Source organism: Pseudomonas sp. NA-150, assembly GCF_044336365.1.
GTDB lineage: Bacteria > Pseudomonadota > Gammaproteobacteria > Pseudomonadales > Pseudomonadaceae > Aquipseudomonas.
On the sequence record NZ_CP172305.1, the window covers coordinates 3,002,149 to 3,019,679 of the forward strand.

Annotated in this window: 19 protein-coding genes; 12 read left to right on the plus strand and 7 right to left on the minus strand. The window is 59.9% G+C overall.

All coding sequences use genetic code 11. The annotated features are described in order from the left end of the window. Nucleotides 1-50: 50 nt before the first annotated feature. On the minus strand, nucleotides 51-908 hold the full coding sequence (locus ACF0H7_RS14315; protein ID WP_397453391.1) for a TatD family hydrolase: 858 nt from the start codon (nucleotides 906-908) through the stop codon (nucleotides 51-53). 190 nt (nucleotides 909-1,098) lie between these two features. On the opposite strand from ACF0H7_RS14315, the gene ACF0H7_RS14320 reads away from it, so the two are divergent. The 3 genes from ACF0H7_RS14320 (at nucleotide 1,099) to ACF0H7_RS14330 (ending at nucleotide 3,631) form a co-directional block, all read left to right on the plus strand. After that, nucleotides 1,099-2,544, plus strand: a complete 1,446-nt coding sequence (locus tag ACF0H7_RS14320) for a transglycosylase SLT domain-containing protein (protein WP_397453392.1) — start codon at nucleotides 1,099-1,101, stop codon at nucleotides 2,542-2,544. A 94-nt stretch (nucleotides 2,545-2,638) separates the two neighbouring features. Further along, a complete protein-coding gene (locus tag ACF0H7_RS14325) occupies nucleotides 2,639-3,073 on the plus strand; it encodes a DoxX family protein (protein ID WP_397453393.1) in 435 nt (144 codons plus the stop codon). 249 nt (nucleotides 3,074-3,322) lie between these two features. Further along, entirely contained in the window at nucleotides 3,323-3,631 is a 309-nt protein-coding gene (locus ACF0H7_RS14330) for a class I SAM-dependent methyltransferase (RefSeq protein WP_397453394.1), read from the plus strand. Nucleotides 3,632-3,650: 19 nt separating this feature from the next. Here the strand turns inward: ACF0H7_RS14330 and ACF0H7_RS14335 are convergent, their stop codons facing one another. Both ACF0H7_RS14335 and ACF0H7_RS14340 read right to left on the minus strand, forming a co-directional pair. After that, the gene (locus ACF0H7_RS14335) at nucleotides 3,651-4,502 is read right to left on the minus strand and encodes a 3-hydroxybutyryl-CoA dehydrogenase (protein WP_397453395.1); all 852 of its coding nucleotides are present in this window, start codon (nucleotides 4,500-4,502) and stop codon (nucleotides 3,651-3,653) included. Nucleotides 4,503-4,511: 9 nt separating this feature from the next. Beyond that, the gene (locus ACF0H7_RS14340) at nucleotides 4,512-5,693 is read right to left on the minus strand and encodes an acetyl-CoA C-acyltransferase family protein (protein WP_397453396.1); all 1,182 of its coding nucleotides are present in this window, start codon (nucleotides 5,691-5,693) and stop codon (nucleotides 4,512-4,514) included. 126 nt (nucleotides 5,694-5,819) lie between these two features. Between ACF0H7_RS14340 and ACF0H7_RS14345 the strand changes: the two genes are divergently transcribed. From ACF0H7_RS14345 to greB, 3 genes are all read left to right on the plus strand, one after another. Then, nucleotides 5,820-6,818 (plus strand): AraC family transcriptional regulator, encoded by a 999-nt coding sequence (locus ACF0H7_RS14345; RefSeq protein ID WP_397453397.1) that lies wholly within the window; start codon nucleotides 5,820-5,822, stop codon nucleotides 6,816-6,818. Nucleotides 6,819-7,010: 192 nt separating this feature from the next. Beyond that, a complete protein-coding gene (locus ACF0H7_RS14350; RefSeq protein ID WP_397453398.1) occupies nucleotides 7,011-7,274 on the plus strand; it encodes a DUF2790 domain-containing protein in 264 nt (87 codons plus the stop codon). Nucleotides 7,275-7,426: 152 nt separating this feature from the next. Beyond that, nucleotides 7,427-7,900: a transcription elongation factor GreB gene (greB, locus tag ACF0H7_RS14355; protein WP_397453895.1), complete on the plus strand. Its 474-nt coding sequence runs from the start codon at nucleotides 7,427-7,429 to the stop codon at nucleotides 7,898-7,900. Nucleotides 7,901-8,153: 253 nt separating this feature from the next. On the opposite strand, the gene ACF0H7_RS14360 is transcribed toward greB, so the two are convergent. Beyond that, entirely contained in the window at nucleotides 8,154-10,667 is a 2,514-nt protein-coding gene (locus ACF0H7_RS14360) for an ABC transporter permease (RefSeq protein ID WP_397453399.1), read from the minus strand. Further along, nucleotides 10,667-11,350 (minus strand): ABC transporter ATP-binding protein, encoded by a 684-nt coding sequence (locus tag ACF0H7_RS14365; RefSeq protein WP_397453400.1) that lies wholly within the window; start codon nucleotides 11,348-11,350, stop codon nucleotides 10,667-10,669. The genes ACF0H7_RS14360 and ACF0H7_RS14365 overlap by 1 nt, the downstream gene beginning before the upstream one ends. A gap of 10 nt (nucleotides 11,351-11,360) precedes the next feature. Here ACF0H7_RS14365 and ACF0H7_RS14370 point away from each other — a divergent pair, with 10 nt between their 5' ends. The 3 genes from ACF0H7_RS14370 to ACF0H7_RS14380 all read left to right on the plus strand — a co-directional run bounded on the left by ACF0H7_RS14370 (nucleotide 11,361) and on the right by ACF0H7_RS14380 (nucleotide 13,371). Continuing rightward, the gene (locus ACF0H7_RS14370; RefSeq protein WP_397453401.1) at nucleotides 11,361-11,966 is read left to right on the plus strand and encodes an arylesterase; all 606 of its coding nucleotides are present in this window, start codon (nucleotides 11,361-11,363) and stop codon (nucleotides 11,964-11,966) included. Nucleotides 11,967-12,021: 55 nt separating this feature from the next. Beyond that, entirely contained in the window at nucleotides 12,022-12,315 is a 294-nt protein-coding gene (locus ACF0H7_RS14375) for a hypothetical protein (protein ID WP_397453402.1), read from the plus strand. 84 nt (nucleotides 12,316-12,399) lie between these two features. Next, entirely contained in the window at nucleotides 12,400-13,371 is a 972-nt protein-coding gene (locus ACF0H7_RS14380; RefSeq protein ID WP_397453403.1) for a L,D-transpeptidase family protein, read from the plus strand. Nucleotides 13,372-13,510: 139 nt separating this feature from the next. Here the strand turns inward: ACF0H7_RS14380 and oprI are convergent, their stop codons facing one another. After that, on the minus strand, nucleotides 13,511-13,762 hold the full coding sequence (gene oprI, locus ACF0H7_RS14385) for an outer membrane lipoprotei OprI (RefSeq protein WP_397453404.1): 252 nt from the start codon (nucleotides 13,760-13,762) through the stop codon (nucleotides 13,511-13,513). A 646-nt stretch (nucleotides 13,763-14,408) separates the two neighbouring features. Here oprI and ACF0H7_RS14390 point away from each other — a divergent pair. Next, a complete protein-coding gene (locus ACF0H7_RS14390) occupies nucleotides 14,409-14,690 on the plus strand; it encodes a GNAT family N-acetyltransferase (RefSeq protein WP_322169876.1) in 282 nt (93 codons plus the stop codon). Between the two features lie 77 nt (nucleotides 14,691-14,767). On the opposite strand, the gene ACF0H7_RS14395 is transcribed toward ACF0H7_RS14390, so the two are convergent. After that, complete coding sequence (locus ACF0H7_RS14395; RefSeq protein ID WP_397453405.1) at nucleotides 14,768-15,844, minus strand: 3-deoxy-7-phosphoheptulonate synthase; 1,077 nt, start codon at nucleotides 15,842-15,844, stop codon at nucleotides 14,768-14,770. A gap of 347 nt (nucleotides 15,845-16,191) precedes the next feature. Between ACF0H7_RS14395 and ACF0H7_RS14400 the strand changes: the two genes are divergently transcribed. Beyond that, nucleotides 16,192-16,563 (plus strand): thioredoxin family protein, encoded by a 372-nt coding sequence (locus tag ACF0H7_RS14400; protein WP_397453406.1) that lies wholly within the window; start codon nucleotides 16,192-16,194, stop codon nucleotides 16,561-16,563. Nucleotides 16,564-16,574: 11 nt separating this feature from the next. Then, complete coding sequence (locus ACF0H7_RS14405) at nucleotides 16,575-17,531, plus strand: putative 2-dehydropantoate 2-reductase (protein ID WP_397453407.1); 957 nt, start codon at nucleotides 16,575-16,577, stop codon at nucleotides 17,529-17,531.

The following is a 17,531-nucleotide window of genomic DNA, read 5'->3' on the forward strand; positions in this document are numbered from 1 at the left end:
AGGTCGGAACGACCTTCTCGATGGCGGTTAAACGCAGCCTACGGCAGCTCCTACAGGGGCATGTGTGTTACCCGAGGACTTGCAGAAGGGCACGGTCGGTCAGCAACGATGATCGGCAAACCATAAAACGTCCGGGCGCAGGCAGTGGTGTGCGCCGCCACATCCTCCAGTGTTTCGCCTCGATGCAATGCCACCTCACGCAACACCTCAGGCAAATACGCCGGCTCATTGCGGCCATTTTTCGGTTTCGGTCGCAGGCTGCGGGGCAGTAAATACGGTGCGTCGCTTTCCAGCATCAGGCGACCGCGCGGGATGTCCTTGACCAGCGGGTGCAGGTGCGTGCCTCGGCGTTCGTCGCAGATCCAGCCGGTGATGCCGATGTGCAGGTCCAGGTCAAGGTAGTCGAACAGCGCGCGTTGCTCGCCGGTAAAGCAGTGCACCACGGCGGCGGGCAGGTGGTCGCGGTAGTCGCGGAGGATCTCCAGCAGCCGCTGACTGGCATCGCGCTCGTGGAGGAACACCGGCAGTTGCAGTTCCACGGCCAGGGCCAGGTGCTGTTCCAGGACTTTTTCCTGTTGGGGGCGAGGGGAGAAGTCGCGGTTGAAATCCAGCCCGCATTCGCCGACGGCCTTGACCCGTGGTTGAGTCAGCAACGCACGCAATTGGCGTTCGCTGTCCGCGCGCCAGTCACTGGCGGCATGGGGGTGAATCCCGGCGGTGGAGAACAGCCGCTGCCCGCTCTCATCCAGTTGCTGACACAGGTCTAGGGCCTGTTCGCTGCTCTCGACATGGGTGCCGGTCAGCACCAGTTGGCAAACCCCGGCTTGATACGCGCGGTCGAGGACGGCCTGGTGTTTATTGTCGAAGCTGGTGTTGGTCAGGTTGACGCCGATGTCGATGAGTTGCATGGTGCTACCTCAGGCCTAAGGCCGAGAAGAATATCAGAGCTTGGCCGATATAAAAAAATCCAGCTAATACAGCTGGTTATAAGGTGATGTTGAAGTCTTTTCTGCACTGCGGCGAACTTTTGCGGCGTATCGCAGACAAAGCTTCGACTTTTTTGCGGCCACTTTTGGGCCCGCATCCTTTGGAGAGCGGATGACGCGACCCACGATAGCAATGGTTCTTTGCTTGCTTGCGCTTGCGCCATTACCTGCGGCTGCGCGACTGACCGGGCCGCCGGTGGTGGTGAAAAAAAGCCAGGTCCGCGACCTCGCGGCCATCCGCAGCAGCAAGGTACTGCGGGTGCTGGTCAACCAGAGCCGCAACAGTTCCGGTGAAGTTCAGGGTGAATCCATCGGTGTGGAATACCACCGCTTGCGCGCGTTTGAACAGTACCTTAACGGGCACTCGCGCGATGGTCAGCAACTGACCCTGAAAATCATTCCTAAGGCCAAGGATCAACTGCTCGGCGCCTTGCAGCGCGGCGAGGGTGATCTGGTGGCGCCCGGTGAACTGCTGGACACCAGTGCCGCGCATGGGGTCGAAGCCAGTGAGCCAGTGGTCAGCCATGTGCCGCTGATCGTGGTCGGGATCAAGGGCGAGCACGGTTTCAAGCATGTCGAGCAGTTGTCAGGCAAGACGCTGACCCTGGCCATGGGCAGCGCCGCCGACGATGCGGTGCACCAACTCAACCAGAAACTGGCGCTGCGCAAACTGCCACCGATCAAGATCGAGTGGGTCGACCCCAGCCTCGCGATCGAGGACGTGCTGGAGATGATCCAGGGTGGCATCTACCACCTGACAGTAGTTGAGCAGCCAATTGCCGAACGCTGGGCGAAGATCATGCCCAAGCTACGGGTCGACCGGGGCCTGGTCCTGAGCAACAGCGGCGACATGAATTGGTATGTGCGTAAGGACGCGACGATGCTGCGGGCCAGTGTCGATAACTTCCTCAAGACCTATCGCGCGCCCTCCAACCAGGATTCGGCCTTTGGGCGCGCTTATGGCAACCTCTACCAGGTTCACTATCCGCTGGCCCGCGAGGATCGCCAGCGTCTGGAAAAACTGCGCCCGGTGTTGCAGCGCAACGCCAGCGAGCAGGGCATGGACTGGCTGGACCTGGCGGCGCTGGCGTTCAAAGAGTCAGCGCTGAACCCCGGCGTGCGCGGAGGTGGCGGGGCCACCGGTTTGCTGCAGATCACGCCCTCGGCGGCGCAGCGGGTCGGAGTCGAAAATATCCAGAATGTGGACGGCAACGTGCAGGCCGGAGCGAAATACCTGACGATGATCCGGCGCAAGTTCTTCTCCAGTTCCAAGGTCAACGAACGGGAGCGCATGGCCTTTGTCCTGGCCGCCTACAACCTCGGACCGGAGCGGGTCGAGGGCATGCGCGCCGAGGCGAAACGACGTGGCTTGAATCCCAACCAGTGGTTCTTCCAGGTTGAACGGATTGCCATGGAGCAGGCCGGAATAGGTGTTGTCAGCTATGTTAACAGTGTCAACAAGTACTACTTGGCGTTCGACCGTGAGCGGGGATCTTTGGAGACCCAACCTGCGGACGCCAGGAAGCAGAAAGTCGTGCCTCGGAAAAAATCAATTTAATCGATTGGTATATCCCTGAATTTGCGATTTTCTAATAAGTTATTTTGATTAAGATAGTGACCAACAGACTAAGTCCTCCAAAGGAATGAACGCGATGAGCTCACTGATCAAAACTGTTTTTGCCACCCGCGCCGGATTCGGCCTGACTGTTTTGCGGATTATCGTGGGCATCGTTTTCGTTGCCCATGGCGGGCAGAAGTTGTTTGGTCTGTTTGGCGGCTACGGCCTGGCCGGCACTGCACAGTACATGGAGAGTCTGGGGCTGACACCGGGGTACATGATGGCCTCGCTGGCCGGTGGCGCCGAGTTCTTCGGTGGCGTGGCGTTGATCATCGGTCTGCTGGCACGTCCGGCAGCGGTGGCGCTGATCTTCATGACGTTAGTGGCGATCTTCTCGGTGCACATCCACAACGGCCTGTTCATGGCCAATAACGGTATGGAGTTCGCTCTGGCGTTGTTGGGCGGTTTGATCGCGGTACTGATTGAAGGTCCGGGGCGGTTGTCGCTGGATCGCGCCATCGGCGATTAACGCTGACGGCGATCAACAAGGCCCGCCTTTGTGCGGGCTTTGTTGTTTACACAGGTTGACAGTTAGCCGGCGGTTTCTCTAGGATGCCGCTCATGCGCCGATTTAAAACAGCTACTTGCGGGGCGCAGGGTGAGGATGAATGTCCGCCCATTGAAGTCTTTATCAGGCTTCTAAATACCGCTAAAGCGCTGGTTCGGTGTTGCCTCTCACCGCTGCCCAGCGGGATTTCTGAGGCTGAGACAAAACACCATGAGCTGTTCGCGTCCCCTGATTCGCCTGTCACCCTTCACCTCACCCCTGACTCACCGCAACCCGCGTATTTTGCTCGGCGGTTCGCATCAGCCGACATTGCTGCGCTACCTCGATGGTTGGCCCCGGCGTAATGGCAAGCCTGGCGCGTTTCTGATCGAGTTCATCGACCATCACCAGTCGCTGTCGAGCTTTGCCAACGATCGTTTCGACCTGGCGGTGGTGCAATCGCCGGGAGCCGAAAAAGCTGAGGAATTTATCAGGCACCTGACGCGCATTGCACGTCAGGGGCTGATTACTCGCGGTTGATTCGCTTGATCGCGGACGTCTAGCTGTAGGTGTAAAAACCGCGCCCGCTTTTACGCCCGAGGTAACCGGCGGCGACCATCTCTTTCAATAACTGCGCCGGCCGATATTTTGGATCGTCGAAGCCGTTCTGGAAGCTCTCCATGATCGCCAACAGGGTGTCCAGGCCGATCAGGTCGGCCAAGGCCAACGGGCCGATGGGGTGGTTGCAGCCCAGGCGCATGCCGGTGTCGATGTCCTTGGCTGTGGCCAGGCCTTCCTGCAAGGCAAAAATGGCCTCGTTGATCATCGGGCAGAGGATACGGTTGACCACGAAACCAGGGCTGTTGCGCGCAGTGACCGGGCTTTTACCGACCTGCTCTGCCAATGCCACGGCGGCCGCGTGGGTGGTGTCTGCGGTCTGCAAACCACGGATGACTTCCACCAGCGCCATCATCGGCACCGGGTTGAAGAAGTGCACGCCGATAAAGCGCTCGGGCTGTTTGACCACGGCCGCCAGTTCGGTAATGGACAGCGACGAGGTGTTGGTGGCGATGATGCAGTCAGGGCGCACCACAGCGTCGATGTTTTGCAGAATGCGTTTCTTCAGCTCCAGGTTTTCGGTGGCGGCTTCGATCACCATCTCGACCTGCGCCAGCGTGGCGTAGTCGGTGCTCAGCGAGATTCGACCGAGGGCGCTGGTTTTGTCCTGTTCGGCGATCTGCTCTTTGCGCACCTGGCGTTCCAGGTTGCCGGTGAGGGTCGCCAGGCCTTTTTCCAGGGCCTGGTCGGAAATGTCGATCAATTGAACGTCGATCCCGGCCAACGCGCAGACCTGGGCAATGCCATTGCCCATGGTCCCGGCGCCGATTACGGCGATGTGTTTGATGCTCATGGGAAGTCCTTAAGCGCGTTCGAAAATGGCGGCAATACCTTGGCCGCCGCCAATGCACATGGTCACCAGGGCATAACGGCCGTTGATCCGGTGCAACTCGTGCACGGCTTTGGTGGCGATAATCGCGCCGGTCGCGCCGACCGGGTGACCGAGAGCAATGCCCGAACCGTTGGGATTGACTTTGGCCGGGTCCAGATCCAGCTCCTGACTCACGGCACAGGCCTGGGCCGCGAAGGCAACGTTGGCTTCGATCACGTCCATGTCGGCGACGGTCAGGCCGGCACGCTTGAGCGCCAGGCGGGTGGCCGGAATCGGGCCCAGGCCCATCAGTTCAGGCTCCACGCCGGCGTGGGCGTAAGCGACCAGGCGTGCGAGCGGGCGCAGGTTATTGGCTTTGACTGCGGCACCCGTGGCAAGTACCAGCGCTGCTGCGCCATCGTTCAGGCCCGAGGCGTTACCGGCGGTGACCGTGCCGTCCTTCTTGAACGCTGGCTTCATGTGTGCCAGTTGTTCCAGCGATGTCGCGCGCGGGTGCTCGTCGACGTTGAACAGTTGCGTGCCTTTACGCGTGCGCACTTCGACTGCGGCGATCTGCTCGATGAACCGGCCTTCTTCAATGGCGCGGGTCGCACGAATCTGGTCTTCCAGGGCCAGGGCATCCTGCATCGCCCGGGTGATGCCGTTGCGCTCGGCAATGTTCTCGGCGGTGATGCCCATGTGGATGCCGTGGAAGGGGTCGTGCAGGATGCCAAGCATGTAGTCGAGGGCCTGGGTATTGCCCATTCGCGCGCCCCAGCGGGCGGCTGGCAGCAGGTACGGGCCGCGACTCATAGACTCGGCACCGGCGCCGATCGCCACCTCGGCATCGCCCAGCAACAGGGTTTGCGCGGCAGAGATGATCGCCTGCAGACCCGATCCGCACAGGCGGTTGACGTTATACGCCGGGGTTTCCTTGGGGATGCCAGCGTTCATTGCGGCAACGCGGCCGAGGTAGGCATCCTTGGTGTCGGTCGGAATGACGTTGCCCATCACCACATGCCCAACCTGCGCCGGATCGACGCCACTGCGCTCCAGGGCTGCCTTGACCGCAGTGGTTGCGAGGTCAGTCAAGTCGGCGTCTTTGAGGCTGCCGCCAAAAGTGCCAATGGCAGTACGGGCGGCGCTGACGATAAAAACTTCGGGGGTGCTCATGGTGAGTCCTTGTTATTGTGACGAGTCAGTTGAATGTCGTCAGTCTACTGGTCGGGCCTGCCGTGGGCCTATGCCGAAACTGCTCACTAAAATTGCTCTTTTTTGCCATATGCGTTTGCGGAATTCATGAAAGAAAAACATTCGGTGTCGTCCTACTTCGTCAACGCCTTGCTCTACCGCTTCGACGATCCGCAGCAGATTGCCCGTCTGCTGCGGGCGTCCGGCTTTACGGTGTCGACGCTGGAGGCGCTAGAGGAACGCGTTCCCCCCAAGTTATTGGCCAACCTGTGGCTGGCGGTGATCAAGGAACTGGACGACGAGTTTTTTGGCTTTGACTCCCATCGCATGCCGATTGGCAGTTTCGCCTTGATCTGCCGAGGCCTGATCCAGGCGCCAACCGTGGGCAAGGCGTTGGGCTTGTCGCTGGAATATTTCGGGCTGTTCCTGCGCGACATCCGCAGCGAGGTGCAGGTGCGCGGCAAGCGCGTGGTGGTGGTGATGCACAGCGCCGCCGAGGATGAGCAACTGCGCAGCGTGGTCACCGAGACCTTTCTGATTTTGATCATTGGCTTGATGTGTTGGCTGGCGGGGCGACGAATTCCCATCAGCCGCGCGCGTTTTGCCCACGGGCAACCGGCCCATGGTGATGAGCACTTGCTATGGGGCGCCTACGTCGAGTTCAACGCGGCGGTGACGGAAATTGAAATCGACAAGGCGTACATGCGCCTGCCGGTGATTCAGGACCGCAAGTCGCTCTACAGCTTTCTACGCGATGCGCCGCAGTCGGTGTTCATTCGATTTCGTAATCGTGGCGGCTTCAGCGCCAGGGTGCACCAGCGCCTGAAAACCTGTGGCTATGATCACTGGCCGACCCTGGAGCAATTGGCTGTTGAGTTCGACATGACCCTCGCCAGCCTGCGCCGGGCGCTGCAACGCGAGGGCTTCTCCTTCCAGGAAATCAAGGACGAAGTACGCCAGACGATTGCCTTCGAACGGCTGCGCAGCAGTCAGTTGAGCATCGCTGAAATCGCGCAAGAGGTCGGTTTTCGCGAGCCTAGCGCATTCCATCGGGCCTTCAAACAATGGACGGGCGAGAGCCCTGGCAGCTTTCGCTTACGCGGGTAGTCGGTAGCCGAACCTCGGATGGCCGTGATGCAGGGGAAATTAATAGGCTCCTATCATTATCAATTTCCCTGATCTCTTTTATCAGCAAGGACTGTTTTTGGAATAGCGGGGTGACGCCTAAAGTGGCGGTCAAGCCCAAGGCATTCACCGCCTTACCACGAATCTTGTCCCTTGTATGAATTGGAGAAACTTATGAAATATATGATCTTTGCAGCGTTATCCATGACCGCCATGTACGCGTCGGCTGGCGAAAACGTCAACGTGGCACAGCAAAACCTGCCCGATGAGCATTACCACTATTCCCAGCATCTGGACATCGCCAAGGTCGTCAAAGACAGCGTCGATGATCCAACCGCCCAAGGCGTCGTGTCGGCGCATTTGGTCTACCTCGACAGCAAGGGCGTTGAGCACAACCTGGCGTACCTGATCCAAGGCGAAACCATCAGCAACGGCTAAAAGATGGTTGAGTATGCGTTTCAAATCACAGCTGCAGCATGTCCTCATGCTGCAGCTTTTTTGTTTGTTGCGGGTCGGTCGCCTTTTTTGATCGCAGCTTTGCTACTGTCTTGCGCTGGTAAGGATGATCCGCGAAGAAGGCAATGAAAGAACTGAGCACGAAAATCATCACAACGGAAGGTCATGAGACGCTGAAGCAGGAGCTCGACTACCTGTGGCGTGAGCACCGCCCGGACATTACGCAGAAAGTCGCCTGGGCCGCGTCCCTCGGCGATCGCAGTGAGAATGCCGATTACCAGTACAACAAGAAACTGCTGCGCGAGATCGATCGGCGCATCCGCTATCTGCGCAAGCGTCTGGAAGACATGCGCGTGGTGGCGTATTCGCCGGAGCAGGAAGGCCGGGTGTTTTTCGGTGCCTGGGTGGACATCGAGAACGAGGCCGGTGAGACCAAGCGCTTTCGTATCGTTGGTTATGACGAGATTTATGGGCGCATGGATTACATTTCCATCGACTCACCCATGGCCCGTGCGTTGCTGAAGAAGGAAGTGGGCGACGAGGTGCTGGTGCACACCCCGACGGGTGAAGTGTTGTGGTGGGTCAACGAAATCGAGTACCCGAAGTAGAGGGTTCTCGTGATTCCCGCGGCGTTCCATTCGCAGGCTTGCCACAGTACCCCTGTAGGAGCTGCCGAAGGCTGCGATAAGGTCCGAAGGACCTTCAGCCATTTTGAGAGCACGACTGCTTCGCAGTCGATCGCAGCCTTCGGCAGCTCCTACAGGGGTACTGTGAATTGCCTGAGAACATAGAATCCCCACAGATGTGAGCAATCTTGCCTGAAGACGCCGACACGCATCCCTACAGGGTGTGGTTTCTCCATCAGCCGTCGCGCAACACCGTCAGCGGGCTGATGTTCAGCGCGCGCCGGGTGCCGAACACACCGGCACCGCCAATCAACAGGGCGCCGATCACCGGCAACAGCAGCAGCCAGGCGTGCGGATGCCATTGCAGGTCGAAGGCGTAGCGGTACAGGGCGAAGCTCACCAGCTCGCAGCCGAGTGCCGCCAGCACGCCACTGGCAGCGCCCAGCAGGCCGAATTCGATACGCCGGGCCTTGACCAGCAGTGCTCGTTCCGCACCCAGCGCACGCAGCAATGCACCTTGGCGGATTCGCTCATCGAGCGTCGCTTGCATGCCTGAGAACAACACCGACAAACCGGCCGCGAGTACAAACAACAACACGTATTCCACGGCAATCGTCACTTGGGCGAGGATGCTGCGCAATTGTTCGAGCAGGGCTTCGACCTGAAGGATGGTCACCGCCGGAAAGGCGCGGGACAGTTCGACGATTTGCTGATCATTGCCCGGCGCGAGGTAGAAACTGGTCAGGTAAGTGACGGGCAGGTCCTTGAGGGTGCCGGGCTGGAAGATCATGAAAAAGTTCGGCTGGAAGTTATCCCAGCTGACGTCGCGCAAGCTGGTGACCTGCACTTCGCGGTTTTCCCCGCCGATCACGAAGTTCATGTGATCGCCCAGCTTGAGCTTGAGGCTTTGCGCCAGTTTTGATTCCACCGACACACCGGGGATTTGCCCGGTGCTGGATTCCGAGCTGGCACTCCACCATTGACCGGCGACCACATGGTTGCCTTGCGGGAGGTCGTCGGCCCAGGTCAGGCTGAGGTCGCGCTCGGTGGCGTTTTCGCCTCGCGAGTCCTTGGTCACCACGCTGCTGACGGGGCTGCCATTGATGCTGATCAGGCGTCCCGGCACGATTGGGTACAGCGGCGAGGCATGGGTCGACAGACTGGCGACGCGCTCGCGGAAGCCGTCTTTGTCGTTGGGCAGGATGTTGAGCACAAAATAATTGGGCGCGTCCTTGGGCAGCTGGTTTTGCCAGGTGTCCAACAGTTCGCCGCGCAACAGGGCGATCAACCCCATGGACAACAGGATCAGGCCGAACGCCAGGGATTGTCCTGCTGCCGCCAGCGGATGACGTAACAGCTGACCCAGGCCCAGTCGCCACGGCAGTTTTGCGCCAGCCAACAGGCGTCTCAGGCTTTGCAGCGCCAGCAGCAGCAGGCCACCGAGCAGCACGGCGGCGATCACGCCACCGCCGAGCAGAGCGAAGGTGAGGATCAGGTCGAGGCTCAGGCGCCACATGATCAGGCCCAGCGCCAGCAAGGCGGCGCCGTAGATCAACCATGAACTCGCAGGAATCGGCAGCATGTCGCGGCGCAGCACGCGCAACGGAGGCACGCGCCCCAGCGCCGCCAGCGGTGGCAGGCCGAAACCGGCGAGGGCCACCAGACCGGTGCCGATTCCCGCCAATGCCGGCAGCACGCCGCCCGGCGGTACCGCAGCGGGCAGCAGATTGTGCAGCAGGGCGAACAGGCCCAGCTGCGCGAACCAGCCCAGCAGCGCGCCGCTGAGGCTGGCCAACAACCCCAATATCGCCAGTTGCAGGCTGAACAGCAGCAACGCTTCATTGCGCGACAGACCCAGGCAACGCAACAAGGCACTGGCGTCGAAGCGGCGCACGGCGAAACGAGCCGCCGACAGCGCCACGGCCACCCCGGACAACAGCACCGCGACCAGGCTGGCCATGTTCAAGTAACGCTCGGCCTTGCCCAAGGCGCCGCCAATCTGCCGGTTGCCGTCGCGGGAGTCTTGCAACCGCTGGTTGGCGGCCAGTGTGGCGCTTATCAGTTGGCGATAGCTTTCCAGCGACTCAGGCGTGCCGCGCCACAGCTCGCGATAGTTGACCCGGCTGCCGGGCTGCACCACGCCGGTGGCCGCGAGGTCAGTGAGGTTGATCATGACCCTGGGCGTCAGGCTGTAGAAATTGCCGGCGCGGTCGGGCTCGTAGGTCAGCACCCGACTCAGGCGCAGGGTTTTGTTGCCGACGTCGATGTTGTCACCGACCTTGAGGTTGAGGGCCGCAAACAGCCGCGACTCGGCCCAGGCTTCGCCCGGCTGAGGGCGACCGCCCGTGTCCTCGGCCTGATAGGGGGCTGCTGCGCTTTTCAGCTCGCCACGCAGCGGATAGGCGTTATCCACGGCTTTGACGCTGGCCAGCTGTATGCCGGTGTCGGTGGCGATCACGCTGGAGAACTCGGTCACCTGCGCATGATCGAGCTGGCGTGAGATCCCGGCGTCAATCTGCTCGGGCCGGGCAGGGCTGGTGCCTTCGAGGATCAGGTCGGCACCGAGAAACTCGGTGGCACGCAGCAGCATGGCGCCATTGAGTCGCGCACCGAAATAGCCGATGGCGGTGCTGGTGGCGACGGCGATCAGCAGGGCGAAGAACAACACCCGCAACTCGCCCGCGCGAGCGTCGCGCAGCAGTTGGCGGGTGGCGAGGCTCAGCAGGCGAGAAAACGGCAGGCGTGCCATCAAGGCTCCAGCGGGGCGACCAGGTGGCCACCGTCGAGACGGATCAGGCGCCGGCAGCGATGGGCCAGGCGTTCATCGTGGGTAACCAGCACCAGTGTCGTGTGTTGTTCCTTGTTCAGCTCGAACAACAGGTCGCTGATGCGTTCTCCGGTGTGGCTGTCGAGGTTGCCGGTGGGCTCATCGGCAAACAGCACGTCGGGATCAGCGGCAAACGCGCGAGCGATCGCCACCCGTTGTTGTTCGCCACCGGAGAGTTGCCGTGGGGTGTGGGTCAGGCGCTGGCCGAGGCCAACCCGTTCCAGCAGCACCTTGGCCCGCGCGCGGGCGTCTTTGCGGCCTTCCAGTTCCATGGGCAGCATGACGTTTTCCAGCGCGTTGAGGCTGTCGAGCAACTGGAAGGACTGGAACACAAAACCAACGTGTTCGGCGCGAATCCGCGCGCGCTGGTCTTCGTCGAGGTCGCTGAGGTTGCGTCCGGCCAGGGTCACCGCGCCGGAGCTGGGCAGGTCGAGGCCGGCGAGCAGGCCGAGGAGGGTGGACTTGCCCGATCCCGAGGCGCCGACGATGGCCAGGCTGTCGCCTTTGTTCAATTCAAGGGACAGTTCGTGAAGGATGATCAGATCACCTTCGGTACTGGGCACTACTTTGCTAAGCTTTTGAGCACTGAGAATACTTTCGCTCATGGAGAATCCAATGCGTGCATGGCTTTTGAGTGCTGGCCTGGGCTTGTTGTTGCTGTCGCAAGAAGCGGCGGCAGGCACGGTGTTGATCGTCGGGGATAGTATCAGCGCGGGTTTCGGGCTGGATACCCGTCTGGGGTGGGTATCGTTGCTGGAGCAGCGTCTGAAGCAGGAGGGTTTTGCCGACAAGGTGGTCAATGCGTCGATCAGCGGTGACACCAGCGCCGGAGGCCAGGCGCGGCTGCCGGCGCTGCTTGCAGAGCATAAACCACAGTTGGTGGTGCTTGAATTGGGCGGCAACGATGGCCTGCGCGGGCAGCAGCTGACGCAAATGCAACAAAATCTTTCGTCGATGATCGACAACTCCCGGGCTGCCGGTGCCAAGGTGCTGCTGTTGGGCATGCGCCTGCCGCCCAATTATGGCGAGCGCTACAACAAGGCGTTCAGCGGTGTGTATGACTTTCTGGCAGCACAAAAACAGGTCGCGCTGGTACCGTTTTTTCTCGAAGGCGTCGGCGGCCATCCTGAGCTGATGCAGTCCGATGGTCTGCATCCGGCGGCGGGGGCTCAGGACAAGTTGCTGGAAAACGTCTGGCCGACGCTAAAACCGCTGCTTTGAGGCTTTTCTAGTCGCGTGCTTTGGGCTAATGTGGCGCCCCGATTTGGAGCCCCTGATGCCGCGTCCTGCCTGGTCCCTGTTTGCCTATCAACTGATCGAGCCCGATGAGCAGCTTGACCTGTTCGCTTGCCAGGAAGAGCGGGTGCACCTGATTGCGCGTCAGCTGGAGCTGGGCGGCACCATTGATCGGACTTTATGTGGCACCTTGCTCCCGGCCCAGCCGCGCTGGCTGGAGGTAAATCCGACCAGTTTGCGCGACGAGCGCCTGTGTTCCTTCTGTCGGGCGATTCTTGAAGCGCAAAAGCGCGGGACGCGTCCGATCTGGCCGGAACTGCGTTTCAGCCAGTAAATCGTTAGCGACCTCCCGATTTCATGGGGCTCAGTGTACAATTCGAGAATTCTGTTCCCGTCGCTTATACCAAGGATTCCCCGGATGCTGTCGCGCTTTCCCGCCGTCGCCCTCTGCCTGTCGCTTGCTACGCTTTGTGCGGCGGGCCCTGCAGCTGCTTTAGAATTTCCGTTGCCTCCTGCCGGCGAAGACATCGTCGGTCAGGTGCAGACCATCACCGCCAAATACGAAGACACCTTCGCTGACTTGGGTACCCAGTACGACCTGGGCTATCTGGAGATGATCGCGGCCAACCCGGGTGTCGACCCGTGGCTGCCGGGCGCTGGCACCCAGATCGTATTGCCGACCCGTTTCGTGCTGCCGCCGGGCCCGCGCGAAGGCATCGTGATCAACCTGGCTGAATACCGCCTGTACTACTACCCGAAAGGCCAGAACGTGGTGTACACCTACCCGTTGGGCATCGGCCGTGAAGGCTGGGGTTCGCCAGTGTCCACCACCAAGGTAACCGGCAAGATCCCGAACCCGACCTGGACACCACCTGCCTCGATCAAGGCCGAACATGCCGCTGACAATGATCCGTTGCCCAACGTGGTACCGGCAGGTCCGGACAATCCGCTGGGGCCTTTCAAGTTCACGCTGGGTTTGCCGGGCTACCTGATCCATGGTTCGAACAAGAAGTTCGGTATCGGCATGCGCACCAGCCACGGTTGCTTCCGTTTGTACAACAACAACGTGCTGGAACTGGCCGGTATCGTGCCCGTCGGCACCTCGGTACGGATCATGAACGAGCCGTACAAGCTGGGCGTCAGTGGCGGCAACGTCTACCTCGAAGCTCACGCGCCGCTGGACGAGAACGGCAACCCGTCGGTGGTTGACAAGCACACTGCAGTGATCAACGCCTTGCTCAAACGTCAGGACCTGGGCAACAACCTGCACATGAACTGGGACGTGGTGCGTGATGTGGTGGCTGCCGAAGATGGCATGCCAGTGCAAATTGCGGTCGAGGGCGGTGCGGCGGTCAGTTCGAGCACTTCAGCGCCCACTGACATGCAGTAACGCGCGCTGAAAGGACCCGTCGGTCTGACCCTGAGTCTCAGGGCAGGATCGGCGGGTTTTTTTTGCCCGCGAGAAAGTGCGGGCAAAAAAAAGCCGACCCAGAACCTGGATCGGCTTTTTTAACAGTCTCGAAAGACTATTACTTGCGGCTTGCCTTGTCCAACATACGCAGAGCGCGCTCGTTGGCTTCGTCAGCAGTTTGCTGAGCTTTTTGAGCAGCAGCCAGAGCTTCATCAGCCTTACGGTAGGCTTCATCAGCACGTGCTTGTGCACGAGCGGCTGCGTCTTCGGTAGCAGTCAGACGAGCTTCGGTTTCTTTGGATTGGCTGCTGCAACCGGTGGCCAGAACTGCGGCCAGCGCCAGAGCAGAGAATTTCAGAACGTTGTTCATCGTGTTCCCCTTAAAGGACTTTCTAAAGATAGTCATCTCTCGAGAGTGAGAAAATGACCGGCGTACATACTACCCATTGTTTGTAGTAAGTAAACGGACGAAGCGCAAGAACCAGGCAAATTTCTTCCATTTGAAAGTCTTCCGCACAACTTCTCATGCTTTTTGTATAAAAAGTATCCAACGAGGCCGGATGAACTTACCGGCACCGCTCGTTGTCTGGACAAGGCTCAAGCACGCCCTTGACCGACGATAGAAAAGAATAGCCGATTTGCAGCGAAGTATAATGAATGTCAGGATTTTTCACTGTTCCGTGTCCGGCACCCAGCTGCCTTTTTACGCAACGGAGGTGACTTTTCCATTGCGAACTCGTCTCAACCACAGCATCCGGCAATAGTGCTGTTCAAGTGTCAGAGAGTCTCGTTCTATTGTGACGGTTCGAGATGCGCACTCGGACTTTTTTCCGTCCCCCTTGCAAGCTGCTTGAGCAAATACGGCAATGACGCCTACTATTTGCAGGTGCTCGTGTGTCGGAGAGTAGCAATGCTGTTCTCGTTGTCCAAACAGGCACGGGGTGGCGTAGAGGTTCCTTCGCCGGAAAAACATCGGTAAGGTAGGGGTCTAATTTCAAGACCCGCGAGGAGTAGTGATGAGCGAGGCGTTGTCCATCCACCATGACCAGGCTGGTCATCAATTCGAGACCAATGTGGACGGTCATCGTGCTTACCTGACCTATATGGATCTGGGTAAACAAACGCTGGATATCTATCGGACCTTCGTGCCCAACGCGTTGCGAGGCCGAGGTATTGCGGCCGCATTGACCGAGCAAGCGCTTGCCTACGCCGACAGCATGGGCTACACGGTGATTCCATCGTGCTCCTATGTTGAGCGCTACATGGAGCGCCACCAGCGACACATGGCGAAAATCTGATTCAAGCGCCGCTTCCCGCACCTGAGCCACAACGAAAAACGCCGAGCTTAAGCTCGGCGTTTTTGTTTGCGCTGCAATCAGCCGCGTTGACGCTTGGGCAATACATCCTTGAGCTTGGCGTGCATGCCGCGCAAGGTTTTCTCGGTGCTTTCCCAATCGATGCAGGCATCGGTGATGGACACGCCGTACTGGAGGTCGGCGAGGTCTTTTGGAATCGACTGAGCGCCCCAGTTCAGGTGGCTTTCGACCATCAGGCCGATGATCGACTGGTTGCCTTCGAGGATCTGGTTGGCAACGTTTTCCATCACTAGCGGCTGCAGGGCTGGATCCTTGTTGGAGTTGGCGTGGCTGCAGTCGACCATGATGTTCGGACGAATGCCCGCCTTGTTCAGTGCCTGCTCGCACAAGGCGACGCTGACCGAATCGTAGTTCGGCTTGCCGTTGCCACCGCGTAGCACCACGTGACCGTAGGCGTTGCCTTTGGTGGTGACGATGGACACGCCGCCTTCCTGGTTGATGCCGAGGAAGCGATGCGGGCTGGACACCGACTGCAGCGCATTGATCGCTACGGTCAGGCCGCCGTCAGTACCGTTCTTGAAGCCAACGGCCGAAGAAAGGCCGGAAGCCATTTCGCGGTGAGTCTGGGATTCGGTGGTGCGCGCGCCGATGGCCGACCAGCTGATCAGGTCCTGCAGATACTGCGGGGAGATCGGGTCAAGGGCTTCGGTAGCGGTCGGCAGGCCCATCTCGGCCAGGTCCAGCAGCAATTGGCGGCCGATGTGCAAACCGTCCTGGATCTTGAACGAGTCGTCCAGGTACGGGTCGTTGATCAGGCCTTTCCAGCCGACGGTGGTCCGTGGCTTCTCAAAGTAGACCCGCATCACCAGGTACAGGGTGTCGGACACTTCGGCAGCCAGCGCCTTGAGGCGTTTGGCGTATTCGTGGGCAGCCTTGATGTCATGGATCGAGCACGGCCCGATCACGATAAACAGGCGATGATCCTTGCCGTCGAGAATATTGCGGATCACTTCGCGGCCCTTGGTCACCGTGTGCAGGGCAGCGTCGGTGAAGGGGATTTCGCGCTTGAGCTGATCCGGCGTGATCAGAGTCTCGTTGGAAGAAACGTTGAGGTCGTCAATCGGTAAATCAGCCATCGTGTTACTCATCAGGTCACGGGTGCTGGCCGCCAACGATCCCCGTGCGGCGGAGCCCAGCATGATTGAGCGCAGCGGGGGAAGAACCTTAGCGCGTTAGACCGTTGTTCGACAATGGGCAAACACGGGTGAACCGACCTGAAAGCTGCTTCTTCTGGTGAATTTGTGGCTGCTTGGCGGTTGTAGGCGCTGGCTTGCCTGCGATAAGGGCCGTAGGACCTTCGGACCTTTGCAGCAAACCCAGTAACGACTGCTTTGCAGCCGCTCGCGGGCGAGCCTGCTCCTGCGCAGCCTGTACAACGAGATTGAGTCTTCTTTCACTCAGATTTGCCAGTCACCCCGCCGCGATGGATAGTGTGCAGCCAAACTTCGGGGCATGTTGTGTGAACGAGCTGGAACTGACGGATTTCGATATAGATCATCGCCTGCTGGAGTTGCCGGGCACCTCGCTGGTGATTTTTACCAGCGTCGGCTGTTCCAGTTGTCGCTGGGCGCGGCGCGAATTGCCGGGCGTGGAGTTGCCGATCGCTCGCTTATGCTGGATCGATGCCGGCAACAACGGCGGCGCCGTCCAGCGCTATCAGGTGTTTCACCTGCCGGCATTGTTCGTGGTGCGTGATGGCGAATTTTATGGGGCGCTGCATTCGCGCTTGACCGTGACTGAGCTCAGCGCCGCGCTGGAGCGAGCGTTGTGCCTTGATTCTGATGAGTTGCCATGAGGAGCGTTGTAATGGGCAGTGAGAACAAACAACCGCGTATTGGCATAATCGGCACCGGCGCGATCGGTGGCTTTTACGGGTTGATGTTGGCCCGCGCGGGCTTTGACGTGCATTTTTTGCTGCGCAGTGAGTTTCCTGCGGTGTCGCAACATGGTTTGCAGCTCAACAGCGCGGTGTTTGGGCCGCTGTCGTTGAATCCGGTGCAAGCCTATGCCTCGGCGGCGGACATGCCGTCCTGTGATTGGTTGCTGGTAGGCACCAAAACCACCAGTAACGCCGATCTGGCGCCGCTGATCGCCCAGGCGGCAGCGCCAGGCGCCAGGGTTCTGCTGCTGCAAAACGGCCTGGAGGTCGAAGACAGTCTGCGCCCACTACTGCCGGACTCGCTGCATTTACTCGGTGGTTTATGCTTCATCTGCGTGCATCGCCAGTCTCCTGGTGTGATTACTCACCAGGCGTTAGGCGCGGTGAACATTGGCTACCACAGTGGCTCGGCGGTCGATACGGCAGCGGGTAAAGCGATTGCCGAAGAGGGCGCCGGGCTACTGCGCAAGGCCGGGCTGGAATCTCAGGCGATGGAGAATCTGCATCAGGCACGCTGGCAGAAGCTGGTCTGGAACATTCCCTATAACGGCCTGTCTGTTCTGTTGAGCGCCAGTACCACGCCACTGATGAGCAACGTTCACAGTCGCGAGTTTATTCAGGCCTTGATGCAGGAAGTGGTGCAGGGGGCTCTGGCGTGTGGCTATCAGTTGCCACAGGGCTATGCCGAACACTTGTTCGCCGCGACGGAAACCATGCCGGATTACAAACCGAGCATGTACCTCGACTATGAGGAGAAACGCCCGCTGGAACTGGACGCTATATACGCCCGGCCACTGGCGGCGGCACTCAACGCCGGACAGGACATGCCGAAAGTGCGTGCCTTGTATCAGGCGCTGTCCTTCATCGACGCAGCCAACCACTGA